Genomic DNA, 25,759 nt, shown 5'->3' with positions numbered 1-25,759 from the left:
GTTTGAAAATAAAGCATACAATGATAAGTAAAAAACAATTTAAAAAAGAACTTGAAATTATTATTTCAAATGCAATTAGAGAAGATGTTGGAGAGGGAGATCATAGTTCATTAGCCTGTATTCCTGAAGATGCTATGGGAAAAGCTAAATTGTTAGTTAAAGAAGATGGAATTATTGCGGGGGTGGAAATGGCAAAGAAAATTTTTGAGTATGTAGACGCCGATATGGAGGTTGAAACATTAATAAATGATGGAGAATTTGTAAGTTATGGCGATATTGTTTTTTATGTTTCAGGAAAATCACAGTCAATTTTAAAAGCGGAGCGTTTGGTTTTAAATGTAATGCAACGTATGAGTGCTATTGCAACAAAAACCAACCAATTTGCAAGGTTATTGGAAGGAACAGGAACAAAAGTATTGGATACCAGAAAAACCACTCCGGGAATTAGAGCTATTGAAAAATGGGCTGTTGTAATTGGTGGCGGAGAAAACCATCGATTTGCTTTGTATGATATGATTATGTTAAAAGACAATCATATAGACTTTTGTGGTGGAGTTAAGAAAGCAATATTAAAAACACAGCAATATTTAATAGATAATAACTTAGATTTAAAGATAATTGTTGAAGCCAGAAGTATGGAAGAGATTGAAGAAATTTTAGCTGTTGGAGGAGTTCATCGTATTTTAATTGACAATTTTGATTATGATGAAACCAAAGAAGCCGTTAAATTAATTGGAGATCAATGTCAAACTGAATCTTCAGGAGGTATAAATTTAGAAACAGCCAAAAAATATGCTGAATGTGGTGTTAATTATATTTCTTCAGGTGCGTTAACACATTCTGTTTATAATATGGATTTAAGCTTAAAAGCTGTTTAATGACCAAACCAATAGAAGATAGCCTTGAAAAAATACCAATAATTAATTGGTTGGTTAAACTTGGTAAAAAAATTAAAATACCAGGTTTACAAGGGATGTCACTCTATGATATTATTGAAATGTATATTATTGGTATTGTAAAAGGAGCCTTAACATCAAGAGCTGGAGGGATTGCTTTTAGTTTTTTTATGGCATTATTTCCATTTATTTTATTTATTTTAACACTTATTCCATATGTTCCAATTGAAGGTTTTCAAGATGATTTTTTAGTTATGATTGAACAATTATTACCTCCAAATACAGCGGAAACGGTTCACGAAGTTATAAATGATATAGCAAATACTAAATACAGCGGTTTACTTTCATTTGGATTTATAGCCTCAATTTTTTTAATGACTAACGGAGTTAACGCAATTTTAGGAGGCTTCGAATATTCGTATCATGTAACAGAAATGCGTAATATTTTACGACAGTATTTTATATCAATGGGAATGTCTATTTTATTGGCAATAACGTTAATTGTAACTGTTGCAATAATTGTTTATTTTGAAATAGGAATTGAAAATTTAAAATCTAAAGGGTGGTTAAAAGATGATCTTTTTTGGATTGAAAAAGGTCAGTTTTTATTTTTTGTAATACTTGTTTTTGTTTCAGTTTCATTCTTATATAAATATGGAACTAAGGAGGTTAAGCACTATTCCTTTTTTACACCAGGTTCAATTTTAACTACATTATTAACAATACTTATGTTTAAATTGTTTGCTATTTATGTATTAAAGTTTGCAACTTATAACGAGTTGTATGGCTCCATCGGTACCTTACTAATCCTAATGCTTTTTGTTTGGTTAAATTCCATAATTTTATTGTTAGGTTTTGAATTAAATGCCAGTATAAGTCGTCTAAGAAGATTTCATTATTATAAAGAAGAAAATTTATGAAAATTATAGCAATGATACCTGCCAGGTATGAAGCAAGTCGATTTCCAGGTAAATTAATGAAAGATTTAGCCGGTAAATCGGTTATTTTAAGAACCTATGAAGCAACAAAAAATGCTAATTTATTTGATGAGGTATACGTGGTTACAGATAGCGATATTATTTTTAATGAAATTATATCAAATGGAGGTAAAGCAATAAAAAGTATAAAAGAACACGAATCTGGAAGTGATAGAATTGCTGAAGCAGTTGAAAATTTGGAGGTAGATATTGTTGTAAATGTTCAAGGTGATGAACCTTTTACACAAACAGAACCTCTTAAAAACCTTTTAAACGTTTTTAAATTGGATGTTAATAAGCAAATAGCTATTGCTTCATTAAAAATAAAAATAGATGATTTGGATGAGGTCAACAATCCAAACAATGTTAAAGTAGTTTGTAACGAAAATAATTTTGCAATGTATTTTTCGCGTTCTCCAATTCCTTATGCGAGAGACTTATCTAAAGCAGTTTATTATAAACATATTGGAATTTATGCATTTAGAAAAGAGGCGTTGCTAAAGTTTACTAAATTACCTGTTAATCAATTGGAAGCTGCAGAAAAATTAGAAAATCTTCGTTTTTTGGCACATGGCTTTAATGTAAAAATGGTAGAAACCAATCAAATTGCAATTGGAATTGATACTCCGGAAGATTTAGAAAAAGCCAGAGCAATTTTTCAAAGTAATAATTAATTTATAAATAATACAAATGAGTTATACTAACCAACAACCAAAAGATTTTATAAAATCGTTACAAATTATACACATTGCTTTGTTAGCCGGACTTTTAATATTTGCTGCTTACGTTGCTTTTAAGGCAAAAGATGTGATGTTTTTTTCTTATGAAGATGATAAACCTTTCTTGTTTTTAGCAATAATAATTGCTTTTGCAGGTAATATGGCAAGTAAATATTTATATTCAAGTCTTTTAAAACAAATTTCTGATAATGCAGATTTAATGCAAAAATCAATAAAATTTAGTACCGCGCATATTTTTAGATTGGCTATGTTAGAATTTCCTGCTTTTATGTGTATTTTCTTCGCAATGCAGTCAAATAATAGCTTTTATTTTATTTTAGTAGGTATTTTAGTTTTTATGATGTTAGTAATATTTCCTACCAAAAGTAAGTTTGAAAATGACGTACCTCTTACATCTAAAGAAAAATCAATGTTAGAAAAGCTTTAATTAGTTTTATAATTTTTAGATATTTGCAAACTAATTTTTAAAAATGGCACAAAAACCAAGCATACCAAAAGGAACTCGTGATTTTTCACCTACCGAAGTAGCTAAAAGAAACTATATTTTTTCAACCATAAAAGAAGTTTTTGAAGTGTATGGATTTCAACCAATTGAAACACCATCATTCGAAAATTCTTCAACTTTAATGGGGAAATATGGTGAAGAAGGTGATCGCTTAATTTTTAAAATATTGAATTCGGGGGATTATTTAAACAAAGTTGATGATAGTTTATTGACTTCAAAAGACAGTTTAAAAGTAACTGCAAAAATATCTGAAAAAGCCCTTCGTTACGACCTCACAGTACCTTTTGCACGTTATGTAGTACAACATCAAAATGAAATTGAATTTCCTTTTAAGCGCTACCAAATGCAACCGGTTTGGCGTGCAGACCGACCACAAAAAGGTCGTTTTAGAGAATTTTATCAATGCGATGCAGATGTTGTTGGGAGTAAAGGATTATGGCAGGAAGTTGAATTTGTACAATTATATGATGCTGTTTTTAGTAAGTTAAAGTTAGTTGGTACGACTATAAAACTTAATAATCGAAAAATTTTAGCAGGGATTGCTGAAATTATTGGTGCAAAAGACAAATTAATTGATTTTACTGTTGCACTTGATAAGTTAGATAAAATTGGAGCAGAAGGAGTGACTAAAGAAATGTTGAGTAAAGGAATTTCTGAAGAAGCTATAAAAAAAGTGCAGCCACTTTTTAATTTTAATGGTAGTAATCAGGAAAAATTAAATCAACTTGAAGCATTATTAGTGGAATCTGAAGAGGGTTTAAAAGGTGTTGAAGATTTACGTTTTGTAGTAAATAATATTGAAGCGTTAGGATTAGCGTCAGCTAATTTAGATTTAGATGTAACCTTAGCACGTGGTTTAAACTATTATACAGGAGCTATTTATGAAGTTTCTGCACCAAAAGGAGTTGCAATGGGTTCCATTGGTGGTGGTGGAAGATATGACGACTTAACTGGTATTTTTGGTTTAAAAGATGTAAGTGGTGTTGGTATTTCATTTGGTTTAGATCGTATTTATTTGGTTTTAGAAGAATTAAATTTATTTGATGTAGTAGAGTTACCTAAACCTAAAGTGTTATTCATCAATTTTGGTGAAAAAGAAGCTGCATTTTGTATGAAAGCTTTGACTGAATTAAGGAAAAATAATATTAAATCTGAATTATATCCAGATAGTGCGAAAATGAAAAAACAGATGAATTATGCAAATAGGAGAGAGATTCCTTTTGTTGTAATTGTTGGTTCAAATGAAATAGAAAAAAATAATTATACATTAAAAAATATGCAAACTGGTGATCAACAAGTATGTAGTTTACAAGAATTACTTGAAATCACACTATAATTTTAAAAACAAAGTTGTAATTTTGCGGGCTAAAGATTAGATAATGTTTGAAGGTAAAGACATAATGACAAATAAAATTGATGAAATAGGAGATGACCACGTTGGGTCTTCTGCTAAAACACCTTTAAGAGCTGATGCTTTTGATATTTCTGATGCAGAAAAAAGGGACAGAATTGAAGCAAATATAAGAGATATTTTAGATGCTTTAGGAATGGATTTGGAGGATGATAGTATAAAAGGTACACCTCGTAGAGTTGCTAAAGCGTTTGTAAATGAGTTATTTAGCGGTTTAAATCCTGCAAATAAACCAAAATTATCAACGTTTGATAATAACTATAAATATGGTGAAATGCTAGTAGAAAAAAACATTACGGTTTATTCTACTTGCGAACATCACTTATTGCCAATTGTTGGTAGAGCTCACGTAGCTTATATATCAAATGGTAACGTTATTGGTTTGTCTAAAATGAACAGAATTGTTGACTATTTTGCAAAACGCCCACAAGTTCAAGAGCGTTTAACAATGCAAGTTGTACAAGCTTTACAAAAAGCATTAGGAACTGAAGATGTTGCTTGTGTTATAGACGCTAAACATTTATGTGTAAATTCTCGTGGAGTTCGTGATATTGAAAGTAGTACAGTAACTTCTGAGTTTGGAGGTAAATTCAAAGATAAAGAAGTTAGAAGAGAGTTTTTAGATTATATAAAAATGGATACTGATTTTGAATAGAAAATAGTATTTAAAAAACATAAAAAAAGCACCTAATTTAGGTGCTTTTTTTATGTTGAATAATTAAATGTATTATTCTTTTTCTACTAATTTTTTAGACAATGTAAATCCTACAAATAAACCAATTCCTGCGAATAAAAATATTGAACCAGCATACGCAACTCCATTTTCAATTAAAGTGTAAGCCTCTAATATTGAGCCAATAAAGATTCCAGATCCAATACCCATTAATAAAACTGCTAAGTTTAAAATTAGCACTTTCCATAATGGTACAGTAGATTTTTTTTGTGCAGCTTTAGCACTAAAAAATATACTGGCATCTGCACCTTTGTCAATTAATGCCAATCGCTCTTTGTTTCTAGTTGAATAGTGTAAATAAAAAATTCCGAAAACCACTACAAATAGTGATATAAATACAAGTACTGCTTCCATATTAAATTAAATTTTAGTTTTTAATGTGTTTCAAATAGTAGGACGATGAATGTTTATGCTTGGTTACAAAAAATAATAATTAAATTTAAATACACTAATTTGTAACCAACTTAGAAAAAAAATCGTCAAACCTTTAAAATGAACACCAAACCTGACGAGTACTATATAAATGAAACGTTGAACGGAAACGTGAACGCTTTTGCCTTTCTTGTTGAAAGGTATAAACATATGGTGTTTACATTAATTATTAGGATTGTAAAAAATAGAGAAGAAGCAGAAGAAATTTCGCAAGATGTTTTTGTGAAGGCCTATACGAATTTAAAAAATTTTAAAGGTGAATCTAAATTTTCAACTTGGATATATAAAATAGGTTATTATGCTAGTTTAGATGTTGTTAAAAGAAATAAAAGACAAATTAATTCGGAAAATATTGATGAATTTAATGAGGGAGATATGGGAAGTATACAAGATGTATTAAAATATTTAGAAGAAAAGGAGAGAAGAAAAGTAATTAACGATGCATTATTGAGGCTTAATGAAGACGAACAAGTAATATTAACACTTTATTATTTTGAGGAATTACCTTTAAAAGAAATTTCAAAAGTTGTAAATTTAAGTTTAGACAATATTAAAGTGAAGTTGTTTAGATCTAGAAAAAAATTATTTACGCTGTTAAAAAATGTTATTGAACCAAGAACAATAAATTTAAGATGAAGCAAGATAAAAATACAGAGGAATTTGCAAAATATATTTTGAAAGAGGCAAGTTTAGAGTCTCCTTCAGAAAAATTTGTTAGTAATATAATGGATGCAATAGCACTTGAAAATAGTAAAAGCAAAGCGATTATTTATAAACCATTAATTTCAAAATCAAGTTGGTTTATTATGGCAATTTCTTTAATTGTGCTGTTTGGAATTTTGTTAACAGTAAATATGGAAAGTTCAGCTATATTTTCAAAAATTGATATTTCTTACCTTAATAAATTTAGTGGTATAAACATCTTTGAAAAAGTGAAAATTTCAACTGTTTTCACTTTTAGTTGTGTATTATTTTCAGTTATGGTACTCTTTCAACTTCTTTATATTAAAAAATACTTCAATAAAAATATTTATAATAATTACTAAAGACAAAAAGCTATTATGGTTTAAAATATGAGTTATCCTGATGAATTTTAATTGCTTTTCTAGATAAAATAATTCCAACAATTAAAGAAATAAATGCACCTATTGTAATTCCTGGAATAAAATTAATAAATAAAAAAAAGTCATAAGCTCCGTGAAATAAAATTGCACCTCCTAATCCAATTAAATTCCATGTAGTTTTGTTGTTTGAAAATTTAGCTTTTCCCATAAAGTAACCCATTATTACTGCAAATGTGGCGTGTGCAGGTATAGCAGTAAAAGCTCTTAAAAGTGCAGTTGGTAATCCGCCTTCAATTACATAAAAAATATTTTCGACTGCTGCAAAACCCATTGAAACCATAACAGCATAAATAATTCCATCAAAAGGTTCGTTAAAACCCTTTTTTGGCTGAGCATAATAGCGTACAATTAAATATTTGCTAAACTCTTCAATTAAAGCAACTACAAAAAAAGCTTTTATAAATTGGTCTAGTACACTAAATTCATCAGGTTGTGGTAAATATGAATTGTAAATGTTATAAAGAATAAAACTTATGATAACACTCACAATTGCACCTAATAAAAAATTTTTAAAAAGTGCTTTTTTCGACTCTTTTTCAAATTTATCTTTGGCATTTATATAAACTATTACTATTAAAACTGGTGCCAAGGAAGTAATTAATAAATTCATATTTTTTTATTTTTAATGAGGCGCTAATAAATTAAAAGGATAATACGGGATGTTTCTTAAAATCCAAAATAATATAATAATAGCTAAAATAAATAAAGGAACTTTTTTGTAGAATAAATAATTTTTAAAATTCTTATTTAAAAATGTATTTAAACTTATTACTATTAAATGGTATGTAATTAGCACTAAACCAAATGCGTACAATACATTTTGTTGTAAGATACCTAAAAAATTAAAATTTAATAAATTATGTGTAGCTCTTTGGCTTCCACATCCTGGACAATAAATGCCTGTAGAAACATATAAAGGGCATTTTGGAAGAAAATTTACTTCACTTGGATTAATAAAAAAGTATAATAATGCAATTACCATAAAAAGCAATAACATTACTATATATTTTAATTTCATTAATTTATTAGTTGGTTTGTTCTAAAATATTTTAACATATTTTCATTTGCTATTCTCAAATTATGCCAAATACAGCATTTATTTTTTAAAAATATAAAATTTAAATAAGTTCTTTTACCCTTTTAAAGATAAAATGAATTTCACCAGCAATTTGTTTACTCGCTTCTTTATATTTTTCAGCTTGCTGAGGAGTGCCGTCTGAACTTTTAGGATCGTTAAAGGGTAAATGAAAACGTTTTATAGCATCTGAAATAAATGGGCAATTTTCATCAGCATTAGAGCAGGTTGTAATTGCTATAAAAGGTTTTTTATTGTGCTCGTCATCATACAATTTTGAGAATCCAATTATTGGTTTTGTACAATTTTCATAACTAATTAAATACTCTGGGTTTTGGTGAGAGAATTCTAATATTTGAAAATTAAAACCTACTTCTTGCAGTGTTTTAACGGTATTTCTATAAAATGCAGTAACTGCAGTTCCACCTGAAAAACTATCAATATTTTTTAATTTATAGTAAAAAGCCGCATAACTAGCCCATACCTGAGATAATTGACTTCTTCTACTATTGTGGGTACAAATAAAATTTAAATTAACCTTTGTTTTATTTTTTAATTCATTTGAAATAAATAATGCAATTTCATTTAATAATTCCATTCTATTTGCATCAATATTTAAATCGTTAAAAGATTTTTTAAAAAATTGTTCCGTATTTGTAGCCACAGTTTTAATCATATTCTATTTTTGTACAAATATATAATTAATAGCGTTGTTTTATTATTTACAAATAATTATTTAAAAGTTAAGAAATGAGTTTTAAAGTTGGAGATATGGTAGCGGTTTTGGATGATATTATAAAAGGTAAGGTAACTGCAGTTTATCAAAACAAAATTGTTATAGAAACTACAGATGGGTTTTCTTTTGATTTTTTACCAAATGAATTGGTTGTAATTAAAGAAAGTCAGTCTGAACTTTCAAAATATAGCGATATTTCAAATGAGAGTTTGTTAGAAAAAATTGATGAAAGTTCAAATAAAAAAAATGCTCCAAAATTTAAATCATCACTAAAAGAAGAAAAATTACAACCAATGGAAGTTGATTTGCATATTCATCAACTTACAGAATCTACCCGAGGAATGGATAATTATGATATGTTGAATTTACAAATTGAAACTGCCAAACATAAAATTGAATTCGCGATAAGAAATAGAATTCCTAAAATTGTATTTATTCACGGAGTTGGAGCAGGAGTTTTAAAAACAGAATTGGATTTTTTATTTAAAAACTATCATATTGATTCTTATGCAGCTTCGTTTAAAAAGTATGGTTTAGGCGCAACAGAAGTTTATATTTACCAAAACCCGAAAAAATAATTTAATTATCAAAAACTCCAAAAGAAAACGTTTCAAAGAAAATACGCTCGTTATTATCTAAAAACAGTAAATTTGAAATGCTAATCTCATATTCATACCCTGTAATTACTTCATCTTCAACAACTTCTATAGTGTTTATAATTAGAGTTCCACTTTCTGCATCAAGCTCTTTTAAAACAATTGGAGTTGAAGGTGGTATTTCCTGACAGAAATAATCAGTTCCAATAGCTTCGTCAAATAATCGATAAGTTACTTTTAGAGTTGAAGAAATGGTATAGGTTTTTTCGCCCGCTATAGTACCTAATTGGGTTGGAGACAGCGAAATTATAATAGCTTCTGTCTTTTCAGTATTTAATTTATATAATAGGTATTCTCCACAACTATTAACAGTATCAGTAAATTCAAAAGCTGGAACATCAAAATCACCATCATTACAAGAAAACAAAGTGAATGCCACAAAAAGGGTAATTAATTTTTTCATTTTATAATTTAATTGGAAACAAAAATAATTGTTTTAAGTAATCTAACGGTAAATGAAACCAACTATTTTAGTTAATTTTGTATTTGATGAAAAATATTTATTTAGATAACGCTGCAACAACACCAATTTTACCAGAAGTAATTGATACAATTTCACAGCATATGGTTAGTGTTTATGGGAATCCATCATCAACACACAATATTGGAAGAAAAGCAAAATCTTTGGTTGAAACTGCCCGAAAAAACATTGCAAAATATTTTAATGCTACTGCAAGTGAAATTATTTTTACAGCTGGTGGAAGTGAAGCTGACAACCTAATAATAAAAAATGCAGTAACTAATTTAGGAGTTACAACAATAATTTCTTCAAAAATAGAACACCATGCAGTGTTGCATACCATTGAAAATCTTGAAAAAAACTTTGAAATTATTGTAAAATGGGTTGATTTAGATGAAAACGGAGTTATAAATTACCAACATTTAGAACAATTACTTCAAGAAGATAATTCTAAAAAACTGGTAAGTTTAATGTATGTAAATAATGAAATTGGAAACTTACTTAATGTAAAAAAAGTTTCAGATTTATGTATTGAAAATAACGCGTTGTTTCATTCAGATGCTGTGCAAGCTGTGGGACATTTTAAATTTGATGTGCAAGAAACTCCAATTGATTTTTTTGTTGCTAGTGCACATAAATTTCACGGACCAAAAGGAGTAGGGTTTGCATATATTAAAAAAGGATATGGAATATTTCCTATTTTACATGGTGGAGAACAAGAGCGAGGAGCAAGAGCAGGAACCGAAAATGTACACAGTATTTTAGGAATGGAAAAAGCCTTAACTATTGCTTATAGTAACTTAGAAAATGAAGCAAAATATATTCAATCTTTAAAAAGTTATTTTATTTCAGCTTTGAAAAATAATTTTAAAGGCATTGCATTTAATGGTTTGTCTGAAAATGAAATAGGAAGCAGTTATATAATTTTAAATGTTCGTTTTCCAAAGGAATATGCAATGTTGCTTTTTAATTTAGATTTAAAAGGGATTGCTGTATCTGGAGGAAGTGCTTGTCAAAGCGGAAGTAACAAAGGCTCTCACGTGTTAAATACTATTTTAAATGAAGAGGAAGCTAAAAAAACATCTATACGTTTTTCATTTAGTAAATTTATTACAAAAGGTGATCTTGATTATGTAATAACAGTTTTAAAAGGATTTATTATTTAGAGAAATTTAAAAAACCGACAATAAGTTTGTCTAACTATTTGTAAAATGAAGTTAAATTATATTTACTTCAATTTCAAGATTAATATTAAAAGTATTTTTAACTGTTTGTTGAATTTTTTGTGCCAATTCAAAAATTTCTTTTCCAGTTGCATTTCCATAATTTACTAAAACCAGTGCTTGGTTTTTATGTACACCAGTATCTCCATAACGTTTCCCTTTAAATCCACATTGTTCAATTAGCCAACCTGCGGGTATTTTTATTTCATTTTCAGCAACAATATAGTTTGGAATTTCCGGGTATTTTTTTTGTAATTTGTCAAAATCAATTTTTGAAATTACTGGGTTTTTAAAAAAACTTCCACTATTTCCAATTTCCTTAGGATCGGGTAGTTTGCTTTTACGTATGTAAATTACAGCATCAGAAATTTCTTTTAATGTTGGGTGCTCAATATTGCTTAAATAATTTTTAATTGCCCCGTAAGAAATATTTAAATGATGCTTATTTTTTGTAAGTTTAAAAGTAACATTTACAATAATATATTTTCCTTTTAACTCATTTTTAAAAACAGAATTTCGATACCCAAAATTACAAGCTTCTTTTGTAAAGATTTTTACTTTTCCAGTTTCAATTTCAATAGCTTCTAATTGATGAAAAGTATCTTTAATTTCAACTCCATAAGCTCCAATATTTTGAATAGGTGAGGTGCCAACATTACCAGGAATAAGAGATAAGTTTTCTAATCCACCGTAATTTTGAGAAATACACCAAATTACAAAATCGTGCCAATTCTCACCTGCTTCTGCGGTAACAAAAACATCATTTTCATCAGTATCATTAACAATAATTCCTTTTAAATTTAAATGCACTACAAGTTTAGTAATATCAGCGGTTAACAACATATTACTACCGCCACCATACAGAAAAATTTCTTTTTCAATTGCAAGTACTTCTTTTAATTCATGTAAAGAATTAACTGAAATAAAGCGCTTTGCAGTTACATTAATACCAAAAGTATTGTAATTTTTTAAAGATATGTTTTTTTGAATATTCAATTAAATAGTATTGTATTTTTTAATTGCAGCTTTTAAAATTTCAACAGATTTTATTAAATCTTCCTTTTTAAGCACATAAGCAATCCGTACTTGATTTGTACCAAAACCTTTTGTTGAATAAAATCCGGCAGCAGGTGCAACCATTACAGTTTTATTATCTAAACTAAAATCTTCCAGCATCCATTGTGCAAATGTATCAGCATTATCAACTGGTAGCTCTGCAACACAATAAAATGCACCTTTTGGAACAGCAACTTTTACACCTTCAATTTTTGCTAATTCGTTAATTAAAGTATCTCTTCTATCTTTATATTCAACAATAACTTCATCAAAATAACTTTGTGGTGTTTCCAAAGCAGCTTCACTGGCAATTTGCGCAAATGTTGGTGGACTTAACCGAGCTTGAGCAAATTTTAATGCAGTAGCAATTACATCTTTATTTTTAGAAACTAAACAACCAATACGTGCTCCACACATACTGTAACGTTTTGAAACAGAGTCTATAATAATTGCATTATTTTCTAATCCAAAATCACTTAAAACAGATTGATGTTGTGCATTGTCATACACAAACTCTCTATAAACTTCATCAGCAATTAAAAAAATGTCATGTTTTTTTACAATTGCAGCTAATTTTTGGATTTCTTCTTTTGAATATAAGTAACCCGTTGGGTTTCCTGGATTACAAATTAAAATTGCTTTTGTTTTAGGTGAAATTAGTTTTTCAAACGCTTCAATTGGAGGCAAGGCAAAGTTGTCTTCAATTTTTGAAATTACAGGCACTATATTTACACCAGAAGCAGTTGAAAAACCGTTGTAATTAGCGTAAAAAGGCTCTGGAATAATAATTTCATCACCAGGATCTGTAATGCTTCCCAAAGCAAATAATAAAGCTTCAGAGCCTCCGGTAGTAACTATTATATCATTAGCAGTTACATTTATATTTTTTTTCGAGTAATAATCAGCTATTTTTTGTCTGTATTCTTCTGAGCCTTCAGAACGGCTGTAAGAAAGTACTTCAATAGTATTATTTTTTATAGCTTTTAGCGCACAGTCAGGTGTTTTAATATCAGGTTGACCAATATTTAAATGAAAAACTTCTATTCCCTTTTTTTTAGCGTTTTCAGCATATGGAACCAATTTTCTAATTGGTGATTCAGGCATACTTTTTCCTTTAATTGATATAGAAGGCATGTTTTTATTTTTAATAAAAATTATACAACAAAATTGCGAAATTATTTTTGAAATAGACAATTTTTTAAGGAAATTGTTAAAGGTTAAAGTTTTGCCAAAAGTTATGTATTAAATTAACCTTTTTGTAGCTTAACATTTAATTTTTAACTGTTGAAAAGTAAACTAAAACAAGTATCCGTTCTATTGTTGTTATTATTTATAATAGCAGATAGTTTTGCGCAAAATAATTTTCAGTTTAACAGTAATGTTAAAAGACAAACAATTCCATTTCAACTTTTAAGTAATTTAATTGTATTTCCTATTGAAGTAAATGGGAAAAAGTTAAATTTTATTCTCGATTCAGGTGTTGGAAATACGATATTATTTAATTTAAATGCCAGAGATTCTGTTCAATTAAATAATGTAAAAAAAATAAAATTACAAGGTCTCGGTAGTGAGGAACCTGTAGATGCAATTTTATCTGATGGAAATGAATTTAAATTAAATAATATAATCAGCAATAGTCAAAAATTATATGTAGTTGACAATGATAATTTTGATTTATCTTCAAAATTAGGTTTAACTGTAAATGGAATTATTGGGTATGAATTAATTAAAGATTTTCAGGTTAAAATTAACTACAGTTCAAAAAAAATTACTTTTTATAGACCAAATGACTTTAATTATGATAAATGTAGAAAATGTGAATCTTTTGATTTAGAATTTTATAAGTATAAACCCTATATGAATATTGGTGCAAAATTATCTCAAGAAAACGATAAAATAACACCAATTAAACTCTTAATAGATTCTGGTGGGAGTGATGCTATGTGGTTATTTGAAGGAAGTCATCCAAATATTTTATCTCCAACTAACTATTTTGATGATTTTTTAGGTGAAGGGTTAAGTGGAACCATTTATGGGAAAAGAGCAAAAATTAAATCATTAATACTTGGCGATTTTGAGTTGAAAAACCCAACAGTATCTTATCCCGATTCACTTTCAATTGCGCACGCTCGTAAGTTTAATAAAAGAAATGGAAGCATTGGTGCAAGTATTTTAAAACGTTTTACCGTTATTTTGGATTACAAAAACGAAAAAATAACTTTAAAAAAAGGAAGCCATTTTAAAGATCCGTTCAGATATAATATGAGTGGAATAGAGTTGGTTCATAATGGAAAAGTTTTGGTAAAAGAACATGATAATTCTAATACTGGATTTGCATTAGTTAATGAAGCAAGTATGTCAACAAATAATAAAGTTATTTTAGACTATAAATATAAATTTACATTTAAACCTTCGTATAAAATATATAAATTAAGGGTTAATTCTCCCGCATATAATGCAGGTTTAAAGGAAGGAGATATTGTAATTAAAATTGATAATAAATATACTTTTAATATGGATATGGATGAAATTATTGGAAAATTTTATCAAAAAGAAAATAAAAGAATAAGTATAGTTGTGGAAAGAAATAATCAGAATTACGAATATTATTTTAACCTAAAGGATATGTTAAAATAAAAAAGGGTTTCAAATTTGAAACCCTTTTTTTATATAATTATTTATAGTGTTTTACTTTGAAGAAACGGTTGATTTATTCTTAACAACAGGAGATTCTGGTTTTAAAACAATTCCTTTAATACGTACAGTTTTAGTAGGCTCTGTTGCATTCGAAAAAATAGTAATGGTTTTATTAAATCCACCAACTCTATTAGTTGCATATTTTACTTCTATTTCACCAGTTGCACCAGGCATAATTGGATCAGTTGGTTTTTTAGGAACCGTACATCCACAACTAGATTGAATTCTTTCAATAACTAACGGAGATTTTCCAACGTTTTTAAATTTAAAAACACGAAGTCCATCTGCATTTTGTGCTATTTTACCATAATCAATTACATCATTTTCAAATTCAAATACTGGAGCATTCGGATCTGCAGCAGTTTCTGAAACCGTTTTTTCTTGTGCATTTATTGACATTGATATAAGTCCAATAAATAAAAGCGTCATTATTTTTTTCATAATATTTCTTAATTTAAAATGTAAATTTAGTTAATTTTTTATGCTTTCAAAATATTTTATGTTAATACTTAATAATTGTACATTTGCAAATTATATTACAAAGATCAGACCAAAATGAGTTTAGCAACAAAATATAACCCTCAAGATATAGAAGACAAATGGTATAACTATTGGATGAATAATAATTATTTTTATTCAACTCCAAATGAAAAAGAACCCTATACCATAGTAATTCCACCACCAAATGTAACAGGAGTTTTACATATGGGGCATATGTTAAATAATACAATACAAGATGTATTAATTAGACGTGCCCGTTTAAAAGGATTTAATGCATGTTGGGTACCTGGAACTGATCACGCTTCAATTGCAACTGAAGCTAAAGTGGTAGCGAAATTAAAAGAGCAAGGTATAAATAAAAGTGATTTAACACGTGATGAATTTTTAAAACACGCTTGGAATTGGACCGATGAACATGGTGGAATAATTTTAGAGCAACTTAAAAAATTAGGAGCTTCTTGTGATTGGAAACGTACAAAGTTTACAATGGACAAAGAGTTAAGTGAAGCTGTAACCAAAGTTTTCATCGATTTATATAACAAAGGACTTATTTACCGTGGGTATAGAATGGTAAATTGGGATCCTTCTGCTAAAACGACACTTTCTGATGAAGAAGTTATTTTTGAAGAAAAACAAGGGAATTTATATTACTTAAATTATAAAATTGAAGGAAGTGATGATGTATTAACTATAGCAACTACGCGTCCTGAAACAATTTTAGGAGATACTGCAATTTGCATAAATCCTAACGATGCGCGTTTTAAACATTTAAAAGGAAAGAGAGCAATTGTTCCTATTGTTGGAAGGGTTATTCCTATTATTGAAGATGAATATGTAGATATTGAGTTTGGTACAGGTTGTTTAAAAGTAACACCAGCACACGATCAAAACGATAAAGTTTTAGGTGAAAAACACAACCTAGAAGTTATTGATATTTTTAATGATGATGCTACATTAAATTCTTTCGGATTGCATTATGAAGGTAAAGACAGGTTTGTTGTAAGAAAAGAAATAACCAAAGAATTAGAAAGTTTAGGTTGCTTGATAAAGGTTGAACAACATTTGCATAAAGTTGGAACTTCTGAAAGAACTAAAGAAGTAATTGAACCAAAAATTTCAGCACAATGGTTTTTAAAAATGGATACCATTGTAAAACCTGCTTTAAAAGCTGTGTTAGAAGATGAAGAAATAAAATTCTTCCCAAAACATTATAACAATACTTACCGCCATTGGTTAGAAAATATTAGAGATTGGAATATTTCACGTCAATTATGGTGGGGACATCAAATACCTGCTTATTTTTATGGTGATGGAGTGGAAGATTATGTAGTTGCAAATTCTTTAGAAGAAGCCGTTAAATTAGCTTCGGAAAAATCAGGAAAGCAATTATCTGAGTCGGAAGTATTTCAAGATCCAGATGCTTTAGATACTTGGTTTTCATCTTGGTTATGGCCAATTTCGGTTTTTGATGGAATTAGAAATCCAACTAATGAAGAAATTGAATATTATTATCCAACCAACGATTTAGTAACCGGACCAGATATTATTTTCTTTTGGGTAGCTCGTATGATTTTTGCGGGTTATGAGTTTAGAAATGAAAAACCTTTTTCAAATGTATATTTTACTGGAATTGTGCGTGACAATAAAGGTAGAAAAATGTCAAAATCGTTAGGAAATTCTCCAGATCCAATTGAATTGATGGAAAAATACGGAGCGGATGGTGTACGTGTTGGAATGTTATTATGTTCTGCGGCAGGAAACGATTTATTATTTGATGAAGATTTGTGTGCTCAAGGGCGTAATTTCTCAAATAAAATATGGAATGCTTTTCGTTTAATAAAAGGCTGGGAAGTTTCTGAAGAAATTGACCAACCACAATCGGCTAAAATTGCGATTGATTGGTATCAAGCAAAATTTCAACAAACGTTAGCAGACTTAGAAAAATCTTTCGACCAATATAGAATTAGTGAGGCTTTAATGAGTATTTATAAGTTAATTTGGGATGATTTTTCTTCTTGGTTCTTGGAGATGGTTAAACCTGCATACCAACAGCCAATTGATGCAAAAACATTAAAAGCAGTAATTTCATTTTTAGAAGATAATTTAAAGATTTTACATCCTTTTATGCCATTTTTATCAGAAGAAATATGGCAAGAAATTACAGAAAGAACTCCAGAAGAAGCATTAATAATTGCCGAATATCCAAAAATACTTAAAGTAAATGAAAACTTAATTAATGAGTTTAAAATAGCTTCAGAAGTAATTTCAGGAATTAGAAATATTAGAAAAGAAAAAAATATTGCTTTTAAAGATCAAATTGATTTTGCTGTTTTAAATAACGACAAAGTAAATACAGATTTTGATGCAGTTATTGAAAAATTAGGTAACTTGTCGTATATTAATTACGTAACTGAAAAAGTTGATGGAGCTTTGAGTTTTAGAGTAAAATCTAACGAGTATTTTATTCCAATGGGTGATGCTATTGATATTGAAGCGGAAAAAACAAAATTAGAAGAAGAGTTAAAATACACAGAAGGTTTCTTAAAATCGGTTCAAAAGAAGTTAAGTAATGAGCGTTTTGTAAATAATGCTCCTGAAAAAGTAATTTTAATTGAACGTCAAAAAGAAGCAGATGCTTTATCTAAAATTGAAACTATAAAAGCTAGTTTAAATAGCTTGTAAAAAACGGTACACAAGCTATGGCTGGCGAATGTACTTTAGAAAAGGGATTCCATTTATTTGGAATCCCTTTTTGTTTTTAAAAATTGTCAGTATAAGCTTATCGAATACTTATAGTTTCCTCTAACACAATAGGCGCTGCATTATTTTCTGAATGAGATTTCTTTATTTTAGAATTTTATCAATTTTCACCAATTCCTCTTTTGAAAATGAAGTGTTTTTAATTGCCTTTAAACTATCTAAAATTTGTTCAGTTTTACTGGCACCAATTAATACAGATGTAATTCTATCATCTTTTAAAATCCAGGAAATTGCCATTTGGGCTAAACTTTGATTTCTTTCTTGTGCAATTTCATTCAGGCTTCTAATTTTTGAAAGGTGCTCATTAATTTGATCTGTATTTAAATAGCGTCCATCTTTTACCGCCCTGGAATCGTCCGGAAAACCATTTAAATATTTATCGGTAAGCATACCTTGTGATAATGGTGAAAAAGCAATGGAGCCAATACCTTCATGTGCTAAAACATCTAATAACCCATTTTCAACCCAGCGGTCAAACATATTATAACGTGGCTGATGAATTAAGCAAGGGGTTCCTAAATCTTTTAAAATTTTAGCAGCTTTTGTAGTATATTCTGCACTATAACTTGAGATTCCAACATACAATGCTTTTCCTTGACGCACCATTAAATCTAATGTTCCCATAGTTTCTTCTAAGGGTGTTTCAGGATCTGGTCGATGTGAATAGAAAATATCAACATAATCTAAACCCATACGTTTTAAACTTTGATCTAAACTAGCCATTAAATATTTTTTTGAACCCCATTCTCCATAAGGCCCAGGCCACATATCGTAACCAGCTTTTGATGATATAATTAATTCATCTCTATACTTTTTGAAATCTTTCTTTAAAATTTTTCCAAAAGTAGTTTCTGCAGAACCATAAGGTGGACCGTAATTATTGGCTAAATCAAAATGTGTAATACCGTTATCGAAAGCACATTTTAATAAGTTTCTTGCATTTTCAAAATCATCATTTTTTCCAAAGTTATGCCATAATCCTAATGAAAGTTCAGGAAGTAGCAATCCACTGTTTCCTGTTCTTCTGTAGTTCATGTCTTCATATCTTGAAGCATTTGCTTCGTATTTTTGTTTTTTACTCATAATTATATTATAGCTTCTTTTAATAATGTAATAGGGGGTTTAATTTTCCTGTTTGTAACATCTTTAATTTGATGGCTCCAACTTCTTCCTGAGGCAGTAATTTCAATTGATTTCTGGTATTTCTTATTTTTGTAAATAAGGTATTTTCCCCAACTTGTATTGAAATAGCAGCAATAATTCCATCACCTACACATTGACCCGCTAATGAAGTTCCTGCTGCATAAGTACTATTATGTAATTCATCAAAAAGTAATTCACCGGAAAGTGATTTTAATAAACTTTCAAACATCTAAAAATGGAATTTATTCTAGTTTTAATAAAAATTAAAATTACTAAAATAATAGTTACTAATTACCTAAATGGAATTTAATATATTTGTTTTAAACTTCTTAAAATGAAAAAAATTATTCTTTTATTATTTGTTATTTCATCAGTTAATTTAGTAGCCCAAGATAATTTAAAATTATCGTATCATTTGCCGCAAGATGTAAGTTATAATGCGAAAATTCCTACTCCAGAAAGTATTATTGGACACAAAGTTGGAGCATGGCATGTAACACATGATAAATTAGTTGCGTATATGAAGGCTGTAGCAGCTGCTTCCGATAGAATTTCTGTTGAAGATAGAGGTGAAACTTTTGAAGACAGACCTCTGTTATTATTAACTATTACATCTCCAAAAAATCAAAAAAACTTAGAAGAAATTAGGTTAAATCATTTGAAAATAACTGATTCAAAAGAAAATAAAAGCTTAAATACTTCTGAAATGCCACTAGTTGTTTATCAAGGTTTTTCAATTCATGGAAATGAACCCAGTGGTGCAAATGCTAGTATGCTGTTAGCGTATTATTTAGCAGCTGCAGAAGGTTCTGAAATAGAAGAATTATTAACAAATACCATAATTTTATTAGATCCATCATTAAATCCTGATGGTTTGCAACGTTTTGCATATTGGGCAAATATTAATAAAAGTGAACACTTAAACATAGATTCTAACGATAGAGAATTTCATGAAGTTTGGCCGGGAGGAAGGTTTAATCATTATTATTTTGATTTAAATAGAGATTGGTTACCAGGACAATTACCGGAATCAAGAGCAAGAATTGAAACTTTTACAAATTGGATGCCTAATATTTTAACTGATCATCATGAAATGGGTAGTAATTCTACCTTCTTTTTTCAACCTGGAATTCAATCCAGAGTGCATCCTTTAACGCCTTTGTTAAATCAAGAATTGACTAAAGAAATTGGAAATTACCATGCAAAAGCATTAAATAAAATAGGTTCTTTATATTTTACAGAAGAACGGTATGATGATTTTTATTATGGAAAAGGTTCAACCTATCCAGATGTAAATGGAGGTATTGGAATTTTGTTTGAACAAGGAAGTTCAAGAGGTCATGCGCAAGAAACCATAAATGGTGTATTAACGTTTCCTTTTACAATTAGAAATCAATTTACAACTGCTTTGTCAACTTTAGAAGCGGCAAAAGAAATGCGTATTAAACTGCTAAATTATCAGCGTGATTTTTACACATCAAATTCATCTAAAAAGGAGAAGAATACTATAAAAGCAATTGTTTTTGGAAGTGAAAAAGATAAAGCTAAAACCTATCATTTAGCAGCCATTTTAAAACGTCATAAAATTAAATTTCATAAAATAAAATCAGACTTTAATTCAGGTGGTGCAAACTTTAAAAAAGAAACTAGTTATATAATTCCAACAAATCAGAAAAAAGAAAAGTTAATAACTGCAATGTTTGAAAAAAGAACATCTTTTACTGATAGTTTGTTTTATGACATTTCAGGATGGACGTTTCCATTGGCATTCAATTTAGAGTATTCCGAACTAAAATCTGAAGAAAATATAGGTGAATTGGTTGCCGATTTAAAGTTAGAATCGGGTAATGTTTCCGAAAAAAGCAGCTATGCATATTTAATGGAATGGCACGAATATTATTCGCCAAAGGCTTTAAATAGGATTCTTCAAAATGGAATTAGAGCAAAAGTTGGTATGAAACAATTTACCTTAAACGGTGTAAATTATGATTATGGAACCATTTTAATTCCTGTTCAAAACCAACAATTAAATGAAAATGAGTTGTTTGCATTTTTACAAAATGTGGCAGCTAAAAGCAATATATTAATTACAGGGGTAACTTCAGGATTAACAAGTGAAGGAATTGATTTAGGTAGTGGAGATTTTAGAATTTTAGAAAAACCTAAAGTTGCAATGTTAGTTGGTAACGGAATTTCACCAAGTGATGCTGGAGAAATATGGCATTTATTTGATCAACGTTATGAAATGAACCTTACAAAATTGGATGTGGATTTTTTGCAAAGAGCTAATATTTCTAAATATACAAGTATTATTATTCCAAGTTCAAATTTAAAATTGGATGCTAAAACTTTAAATAAATTAAAAGCCTGGGTGCAAAGTGGAGGAATTCTTATTGGTTATAAAAATGCTGTAAAATGGTTAAATTCAAATAAATTTATTGATTTAAATTTTGAAAATGTTAAAGTTGACGCCAAAAATATTTCTTTTGAACAAAAAAGTGATTTTTCAGGAGCACAAGTAATTGGTGGAGCAATTTTTGAAACGAAATTAGATAGAACTCACCCTATTAATTTTGGTTATACTTCAACAAAATTACCAATGTTTAGAAGAACCAAAATATTTATAAAACCAGATAGCAGCAGTTTTAACAATCCAATATTATATACTCAAAATCCTTTGTTAAGCGGCTATATTTCTAAACCAAATCTAAACGCATTAAAGGGAACTGTTCCTTTTCAAATTAAGAGAATGGGAGCTGGGAGAGTTGCAGTATTTACAGATAATACCAACTTTAGAGCTTTTTGGTATGGAACAAATAAATTATTAATGAATGCAATATTTTTTGGAAAAACAATGTAATTAACTTACCTGTTCTCCATTTTTAATATTGGTTTTTGAAGCTTGTAATAGTACAATTTTATTGTTGTTATTAGCAATACCCAATACCAAACATTCACTTAAAAAATTGGCAATTTGTTTCTTTTTAAAGTTAACAATTGCCAATACTTGTTTGTTCAAAAGTTCTTTTTTAGAATACAAATCTGTGATTTGGGCACTAGATTTTTTTATTCCTAATGCACCAAAGTTAATAGTTAACTGATAGGCAGGTTTGCGTGCTTTTGGGAAATCAGAAACTTCTATAATTGTCCCTATTCTAATGTCAACTTTACTAAAATCTTCAAAATTTATTGTTGTTTTCATTTATTCTTCAATAATTACAAACTCAGTTCTTCTATTAATTCTATGCTCTTCATCAGTACACTTTACTCCATTTGAACACTTATTTAAAAGTTCAGTTTCTCCGTAACCTTTACCTGAAACACGATTGGTGTCAATGCCTTTTGAAGTTATATAATTTATAATAGATTGTGCCCTGTCTTCAGAAAGTTTTAAATTGTAATCGTCTGGAGCCCTGCTATCTGTATGTGTTTTTATATTAATCTTAAGCTTTGGATATTTATTCATAATTTCAATTACTTTATCCAATTCTATAATAGCAATTGGCAAAATATCCGATCTATCGAGGTCAAAATAAATTGGTTCCGTTTTTATTATTTTGTTATTGCCAATTTTTTCAAAAATTTCTTTAGGACTTAAATAAATGGTTTTATTAAATGACTCATTATAATTTAAAGTTGGGTTAATGAGCCATTCTTTATTTTGGTGTTTACTAGTTGAAGCTATTATTTTATGAGTTTGATTACAATCCAATTCAAAATTAAACATAGCTGTACTATCTAATGAAATATTTTTAAAAAGAACATCATCTTTAAATACTAAAATGGTTGCATTTGGTAAAAGTTGATTTGTATTTTTATCTTTTATTATTCCTGAAACAATTTGAGTACATTTTAAAGGTGTTAATTTTATAATTTTCTCTGTTATAAAATCAGCAATGTTATTGGTTGTAATTTCAAGTTCTGTACTTTTGTAATTCGTTTTTTTAACTACAATTTTATAGGATTTGTTGCAGGTTACATTCAATTGAAATTCAAGATTTCTTAACGAAATTTCTTCTTTTAAAATTGCATTTTCAAATACTACTAAATCTACATTATTTAACTGGTTTCCTGAACTATCATCCACAATAATGCCTTTGATTAACTGGTTACATTCAATAGGAATTAATTGTATGTTATATTCCTGATTGTATTTATTTCTTGAATCTGTTTGTAGCTCAAATTCAAAATTATTGAAACCATCTTTTTCAACCACAATTTTATACGCTGAATTACAGTCAGTTTCCAAAGAATAATTAGAAACAGCAACGGATAAATCATCAATTAAATCATTTTTTTTAAATAGTTTAATATGAGTATTACTGATTGGTTCTCCGGTTGTTTCATTTGTAATTACACCAGAAATTAGTTGATTACATGCAACTGGAATTAGTTCAATATTAGTTGTTAAATTAGTATCAAATTGCCCATCTGTACTCACTTCAATTTGAGAAGGTTGATAACCATCTTTCTCTGCAATAATTTTATAAGTTTCATTACATTTTAAATCCAGCCTGAATTTTGAATCGTTATTTAATTTTCCGGTTGTAATTAAATTATTGTTTTGAAATAATTTTACATTCACATTAATTAATTGTTCACCGGTTTCTTTATTTGTAACAGTTCCGGTAAGCAGCTGGTTACATTCAATAGGAATTAATTGTATGTTATTTTCCTGGTTGTATTTATTTCTTGAATCTGTTTGTAGCTCAAATTCAAAATTATTGAAACCATCTTTTTCAACCACAATTTTATACACTGAATTACAGTCAACTTCCAATGAATAATCAGAAACAGCAACGGATAAATCATCAATTAAATCATTTTTTTTAAATAGTTTAATATGAGTATTACTGATTGGTTCTCCGGTTGTTTCATTTGTAATTACACCAGAAATTAGTTGATTACATGCAACTGGAATTAGTTCAATATTAGTTGTTAAATTAGTATCAAATTGCCCATCTGTACTCACTTCAATTTGGGAAGGTTGATAACCATCTTTTTCTGCAATAATTTTATAAGTTTCATTACATTTTAAATCCAGCCTGAATTTTGAATCGTTATTTAATTTTCCGGTTGTAATTAAATTATTGTTTTGAAATAATTTTACATTCACATTAATTAATTGTTCACCGGTTTCTTTATCTGTAACAGTTCCGGTAATTAATTGGTTGCAGTCTAAAGGTGATAAATTTATATTTTTAGTTACTTCTTTATCATATTCATTAGTTGTTTTTATTTTAATTTCAGAAGGTGTAAAATCATCTTTATCAGCTATTAAAGTATAATTACCATTACAATTTACATTAAAACTAAATAAGCCATCACTTCGTGTTGTTTTGGTTGCAATAACTTCGCCATTTTGGTAAAGTTTTAGCGTAATATTTTCTAATAGTTCGTTTGTTAAAGAGTTGGTTATTGTTCCACTAACTGTTTGATTGCATTCAATTTCCGTTAAATTTATATCTTTTTTAACTTCAAAATCTAATATTTCATCTGTTTCAAAATCAAACTCAACACTCATAAAATGTTCTTTTTCAGCAGTAATTTTATAAGTTTCATTACAACTTAATTCAAAAGAATAATTTCCAGTTTTACTTGTTGTAACAGCGTTAATTAACTCATTATTTTGGTAGATAGAAACAACGGTATTACTTATAGGTTTTTTACTGGAATTATTTAAAATTACACCTGTAATTAATTGCACACATTCTATTTCTTTTTCAGTCATTGAAAATCCATAAATATCGGCATCTCCTTTTCCTTTTTTTCTATCAGAACTAAAGAAACCAGTGTTTGTGCTGTTATCAATTACAAAAGCAAAATCGTCATATTTTGTGTTTATTGGATCGGGTAAACCTATTGCTTTTTGAAATTCACCATTTTTTATTTCACTTTTAAAAGTATCATAACCACCTTTTGAATTATGACCGTAAGAAGAAAAGTAAAGTGCATTTTCAGTTATAAAAGGAAACGCCTCTGAAGCTGAAGTATTTACGTTTGGCCCTAAATTTTTTGGGATTCCAAATGTGCCATCGTTGTTAATATCTACAACATAAATATCAGTATTTCCATAACCCTTTGGCATATCTGAAACAAAGTAAAGTTGCTTTCCATCTTTACTTAATTCGGGTTGCATAATTGAATAATATTCGCTGCTAAAAGGGAGTTCAGTAATATGTGAAACTTCATAATTTTGATTTATTGAAGCTTTAACAATATGTAAAGTTTTCCATTTTGTAGAATCTTTTCTACTAGTGGTGTTGTAATAATTGTTCCAAGTAAAATAGGTGGTTTTTAAGTCTTTTGTAAAAGTAATGTCAGATACATAAAACATATTATTTGTTTCATTACTAAATTTCCCTGTTTGTATAATATCACCATTTTCATTTATAATCCCTTTGTAAAGTTCAATAAAAAATTGTCGGTTATTTTGTCTTCTGTTTTTACTAAATAATTTGTCTTCAGCTGTTTTTTTTGAAGAAGCAAATATTACAGTTTCTGAATTTAAATAAGTAACTCCTAATTCCGCATCTTTGGAGTTTATAGATGTATTAAAAATTTCGTATTCATATTTCTGTGCGAATACTAGGGTTGAAATTGATAAAAAGAATATAAGGGCTAATTTTTTCAT

The 25,759-nt window shown here is 28.4% G+C and carries 25 protein-coding genes; 13 read left to right on the top strand and 12 right to left on the bottom strand.

Annotated features, from left to right (window positions below; all coding sequences use genetic code 11):
* Positions 1-20: 20 nt before the first annotated feature.
* From nadC to folE, 6 genes are read left to right on the top strand one after another with little or no spacing between them, the layout of a single operon-like run.
* A complete protein-coding gene (gene nadC / locus BX611_RS07790; protein WP_115879868.1) occupies positions 21-878 on the top strand; it encodes a carboxylating nicotinate-nucleotide diphosphorylase in 858 nt (285 codons plus the stop codon).
* Positions 878-1,816, top strand: a complete 939-nt coding sequence (locus BX611_RS07785; protein ID WP_115879866.1) for a YihY/virulence factor BrkB family protein — start codon at positions 878-880, stop codon at positions 1,814-1,816. Before nadC ends, BX611_RS07785 begins: the two co-directional genes overlap by 1 nt.
* The gene (gene kdsB, locus BX611_RS07780; protein WP_115879864.1) at positions 1,813-2,547 is read left to right on the top strand and encodes a 3-deoxy-manno-octulosonate cytidylyltransferase; all 735 of its coding nucleotides are present in this window, start codon (positions 1,813-1,815) and stop codon (positions 2,545-2,547) included. The genes BX611_RS07785 and kdsB overlap by 4 nt, the downstream gene beginning before the upstream one ends.
* A gap of 16 nt (positions 2,548-2,563) precedes the next feature.
* The gene (locus BX611_RS07775) at positions 2,564-3,040 is read left to right on the top strand and encodes a hypothetical protein (protein ID WP_115879862.1); all 477 of its coding nucleotides are present in this window, start codon (positions 2,564-2,566) and stop codon (positions 3,038-3,040) included.
* Positions 3,041-3,083: 43 nt separating this feature from the next.
* Positions 3,084-4,454, top strand: a complete 1,371-nt coding sequence (hisS, locus tag BX611_RS07770; protein WP_115879860.1) for a histidine--tRNA ligase — start codon at positions 3,084-3,086, stop codon at positions 4,452-4,454.
* 43 nt (positions 4,455-4,497) lie between these two features.
* On the top strand, positions 4,498-5,184 hold the full coding sequence (gene folE / locus BX611_RS07765; RefSeq protein WP_240324926.1) for a GTP cyclohydrolase I FolE: 687 nt from the start codon (positions 4,498-4,500) through the stop codon (positions 5,182-5,184).
* 72 nt (positions 5,185-5,256) lie between these two features.
* Here the strand turns inward: folE and BX611_RS07760 are convergent, their stop codons facing one another.
* On the bottom strand, positions 5,257-5,616 hold the full coding sequence (locus BX611_RS07760) for a DUF6249 domain-containing protein (RefSeq protein ID WP_115879859.1): 360 nt from the start codon (positions 5,614-5,616) through the stop codon (positions 5,257-5,259).
* Positions 5,617-5,754: 138 nt separating this feature from the next.
* On the opposite strand from BX611_RS07760, the gene BX611_RS07755 reads away from it, so the two are divergent.
* Positions 5,755-6,330, top strand: a complete 576-nt coding sequence (locus BX611_RS07755; protein ID WP_115879857.1) for an RNA polymerase sigma factor — start codon at positions 5,755-5,757, stop codon at positions 6,328-6,330.
* Positions 6,327-6,740 carry a hypothetical protein gene (locus BX611_RS07750; protein ID WP_115879855.1) on the top strand — a complete coding sequence of 138 codons (414 nt, stop codon included), beginning with the start codon at positions 6,327-6,329 and terminating at the stop codon, positions 6,738-6,740. The genes BX611_RS07755 and BX611_RS07750 overlap by 4 nt, the downstream gene beginning before the upstream one ends.
* 13 nt (positions 6,741-6,753) lie before the next feature.
* Here the strand turns inward: BX611_RS07750 and BX611_RS07745 are convergent, their stop codons facing one another.
* The 3 genes from BX611_RS07745 to BX611_RS07735 all read right to left on the bottom strand — a co-directional run bounded on the left by BX611_RS07745 (position 6,754) and on the right by BX611_RS07735 (position 8,557).
* Complete coding sequence (locus BX611_RS07745; RefSeq protein ID WP_115879853.1) at positions 6,754-7,428, bottom strand: PrsW family intramembrane metalloprotease; 675 nt, start codon at positions 7,426-7,428, stop codon at positions 6,754-6,756.
* Positions 7,429-7,440: 12 nt separating this feature from the next.
* Positions 7,441-7,836, bottom strand: a complete 396-nt coding sequence (locus BX611_RS07740) for a DUF2752 domain-containing protein (RefSeq protein WP_115879851.1) — start codon at positions 7,834-7,836, stop codon at positions 7,441-7,443.
* A 100-nt stretch (positions 7,837-7,936) separates the two neighbouring features.
* On the bottom strand, positions 7,937-8,557 hold the full coding sequence (locus BX611_RS07735) for a low molecular weight phosphatase family protein (protein WP_244923636.1): 621 nt from the start codon (positions 8,555-8,557) through the stop codon (positions 7,937-7,939).
* A gap of 86 nt (positions 8,558-8,643) precedes the next feature.
* Between BX611_RS07735 and BX611_RS07730 the strand changes: the two genes are divergently transcribed.
* Positions 8,644-9,207: a DNA mismatch repair protein MutS gene (locus BX611_RS07730; protein ID WP_115879847.1), complete on the top strand. Its 564-nt coding sequence runs from the start codon at positions 8,644-8,646 to the stop codon at positions 9,205-9,207.
* 1 nt (position 9,208) lies between these two features.
* On the opposite strand, the gene BX611_RS07725 is transcribed toward BX611_RS07730, so the two are convergent.
* Positions 9,209-9,688 (bottom strand): hypothetical protein, encoded by a 480-nt coding sequence (locus BX611_RS07725; RefSeq protein ID WP_115879845.1) that lies wholly within the window; start codon positions 9,686-9,688, stop codon positions 9,209-9,211.
* Between the two features lie 86 nt (positions 9,689-9,774).
* Here BX611_RS07725 and BX611_RS07720 point away from each other — a divergent pair, with 86 nt between their 5' ends.
* Complete coding sequence (locus tag BX611_RS07720) at positions 9,775-10,911, top strand: cysteine desulfurase family protein (RefSeq protein ID WP_115879842.1); 1,137 nt, start codon at positions 9,775-9,777, stop codon at positions 10,909-10,911.
* 51 nt (positions 10,912-10,962) lie between these two features.
* Here BX611_RS07720 and murB read toward each other — a convergent pair whose 3' ends face one another.
* The gene (gene murB / locus BX611_RS07715; protein WP_115879840.1) at positions 10,963-11,964 is read right to left on the bottom strand and encodes a UDP-N-acetylmuramate dehydrogenase; all 1,002 of its coding nucleotides are present in this window, start codon (positions 11,962-11,964) and stop codon (positions 10,963-10,965) included.
* The gene (locus BX611_RS07710) at positions 11,965-13,158 is read right to left on the bottom strand and encodes a pyridoxal phosphate-dependent aminotransferase (RefSeq protein ID WP_115879838.1); all 1,194 of its coding nucleotides are present in this window, start codon (positions 13,156-13,158) and stop codon (positions 11,965-11,967) included.
* A 150-nt stretch (positions 13,159-13,308) separates the two neighbouring features.
* Here BX611_RS07710 and BX611_RS07705 point away from each other — a divergent pair, with 150 nt between their 5' ends.
* Entirely contained in the window at positions 13,309-14,661 is a 1,353-nt protein-coding gene (locus BX611_RS07705; RefSeq protein ID WP_162879986.1) for an aspartyl protease family protein, read from the top strand.
* A gap of 51 nt (positions 14,662-14,712) precedes the next feature.
* On the opposite strand, the gene BX611_RS07700 is transcribed toward BX611_RS07705, so the two are convergent.
* Positions 14,713-15,162, bottom strand: a complete 450-nt coding sequence (locus BX611_RS07700) for a DUF1573 domain-containing protein (protein ID WP_115879834.1) — start codon at positions 15,160-15,162, stop codon at positions 14,713-14,715.
* 114 nt (positions 15,163-15,276) lie between these two features.
* Here BX611_RS07700 and BX611_RS07695 point away from each other — a divergent pair, with 114 nt between their 5' ends.
* Positions 15,277-17,904: a valine--tRNA ligase gene (locus BX611_RS07695; protein ID WP_115879832.1), complete on the top strand. Its 2,628-nt coding sequence runs from the start codon at positions 15,277-15,279 to the stop codon at positions 17,902-17,904.
* A 162-nt stretch (positions 17,905-18,066) separates the two neighbouring features.
* On the opposite strand, the gene mgrA is transcribed toward BX611_RS07695, so the two are convergent.
* Together mgrA and BX611_RS07685 are read right to left on the bottom strand one after the other, a co-directional pair.
* Positions 18,067-19,065 carry an L-glyceraldehyde 3-phosphate reductase gene (mgrA, locus tag BX611_RS07690; RefSeq protein WP_115879830.1) on the bottom strand — a complete coding sequence of 333 codons (999 nt, stop codon included), beginning with the start codon at positions 19,063-19,065 and terminating at the stop codon, positions 18,067-18,069.
* A 19-nt stretch (positions 19,066-19,084) separates the two neighbouring features.
* Positions 19,085-19,354 (bottom strand): hypothetical protein, encoded by a 270-nt coding sequence (locus BX611_RS07685; RefSeq protein ID WP_115879828.1) that lies wholly within the window; start codon positions 19,352-19,354, stop codon positions 19,085-19,087.
* 105 nt (positions 19,355-19,459) lie between these two features.
* On the opposite strand from BX611_RS07685, the gene BX611_RS07680 reads away from it, so the two are divergent.
* Complete coding sequence (locus BX611_RS07680) at positions 19,460-21,985, top strand: M14 metallopeptidase family protein (RefSeq protein WP_115879826.1); 2,526 nt, start codon at positions 19,460-19,462, stop codon at positions 21,983-21,985.
* On the opposite strand, the gene BX611_RS07675 is transcribed toward BX611_RS07680, so the two are convergent.
* Together BX611_RS07675 and BX611_RS07670 are read right to left on the bottom strand one after the other, a co-directional pair.
* On the bottom strand, positions 21,986-22,327 hold the full coding sequence (locus BX611_RS07675; protein WP_115879824.1) for a tRNA-binding protein: 342 nt from the start codon (positions 22,325-22,327) through the stop codon (positions 21,986-21,988).
* Positions 22,328-25,759 carry an OmpA family protein gene (locus tag BX611_RS07670; RefSeq protein WP_147296408.1) on the bottom strand — a complete coding sequence of 1,144 codons (3,432 nt, stop codon included), beginning with the start codon at positions 25,757-25,759 and terminating at the stop codon, positions 22,328-22,330.

Source organism: Lutibacter oceani (assembly GCF_003384935.1).
Taxonomy (GTDB): domain Bacteria; phylum Bacteroidota; class Bacteroidia; order Flavobacteriales; family Flavobacteriaceae; genus Lutibacter; species Lutibacter oceani.
Note: the sequence above shows the minus strand (reverse complement) of the source record. Positions and strands in the feature narration are given on the sequence as shown.

Bases quoted from the DNA above. Each gene is read 5' to 3' on its own strand.
- nadC (WP_115879868.1), top strand. From the start codon at position 21: ATGATAAGTAAAAAACAATTTAAAAAAGAACTTGAAATTATTATTTCA.
- BX611_RS07785 (WP_115879866.1), top strand. From the start codon at position 878: ATGACCAAACCAATAGAAGATAGCCTTGAAAAAATACCAATAATTAAT.
- kdsB (WP_115879864.1), top strand. From the start codon at position 1,813: ATGAAAATTATAGCAATGATACCTGCCAGGTATGAAGCAAGTCGATTT.
- BX611_RS07775 (WP_115879862.1), top strand. From the start codon at position 2,564: ATGAGTTATACTAACCAACAACCAAAAGATTTTATAAAATCGTTACAA.
- hisS (WP_115879860.1), top strand. From the start codon at position 3,084: ATGGCACAAAAACCAAGCATACCAAAAGGAACTCGTGATTTTTCACCT.
- folE (WP_240324926.1), top strand. From the start codon at position 4,498: ATGTTTGAAGGTAAAGACATAATGACAAATAAAATTGATGAAATAGGA.
- BX611_RS07760 (WP_115879859.1), bottom strand. From the start codon at position 5,616: ATGGAAGCAGTACTTGTATTTATATCACTATTTGTAGTGGTTTTCGGA.
- BX611_RS07755 (WP_115879857.1), top strand. From the start codon at position 5,755: ATGAACACCAAACCTGACGAGTACTATATAAATGAAACGTTGAACGGA.
- BX611_RS07750 (WP_115879855.1), top strand. From the start codon at position 6,327: ATGAAGCAAGATAAAAATACAGAGGAATTTGCAAAATATATTTTGAAA.
- BX611_RS07745 (WP_115879853.1), bottom strand. From the start codon at position 7,428: ATGAATTTATTAATTACTTCCTTGGCACCAGTTTTAATAGTAATAGTT.
- BX611_RS07740 (WP_115879851.1), bottom strand. From the start codon at position 7,836: ATGAAATTAAAATATATAGTAATGTTATTGCTTTTTATGGTAATTGCA.
- BX611_RS07730 (WP_115879847.1), top strand. From the start codon at position 8,644: ATGAGTTTTAAAGTTGGAGATATGGTAGCGGTTTTGGATGATATTATA.
- BX611_RS07725 (WP_115879845.1), bottom strand. From the start codon at position 9,688: ATGAAAAAATTAATTACCCTTTTTGTGGCATTCACTTTGTTTTCTTGT.
- BX611_RS07720 (WP_115879842.1), top strand. From the start codon at position 9,775: ATGAAAAATATTTATTTAGATAACGCTGCAACAACACCAATTTTACCA.
- BX611_RS07710 (WP_115879838.1), bottom strand. From the start codon at position 13,158: ATGCCTTCTATATCAATTAAAGGAAAAAGTATGCCTGAATCACCAATT.
- BX611_RS07700 (WP_115879834.1), bottom strand. From the start codon at position 15,162: ATGAAAAAAATAATGACGCTTTTATTTATTGGACTTATATCAATGTCA.
- BX611_RS07695 (WP_115879832.1), top strand. From the start codon at position 15,277: ATGAGTTTAGCAACAAAATATAACCCTCAAGATATAGAAGACAAATGG.
- mgrA (WP_115879830.1), bottom strand. From the start codon at position 19,065: ATGAGTAAAAAACAAAAATACGAAGCAAATGCTTCAAGATATGAAGAC.
- BX611_RS07685 (WP_115879828.1), bottom strand. From the start codon at position 19,354: ATGTTTGAAAGTTTATTAAAATCACTTTCCGGTGAATTACTTTTTGAT.
- BX611_RS07680 (WP_115879826.1), top strand. From the start codon at position 19,460: ATGAAAAAAATTATTCTTTTATTATTTGTTATTTCATCAGTTAATTTA.
- BX611_RS07675 (WP_115879824.1), bottom strand. From the start codon at position 22,327: ATGAAAACAACAATAAATTTTGAAGATTTTAGTAAAGTTGACATTAGA.
- BX611_RS07670 (WP_147296408.1), bottom strand. From the start codon at position 25,759: ATGAAAAAATTAGCCCTTATATTCTTTTTATCAATTTCAACCCTAGTA.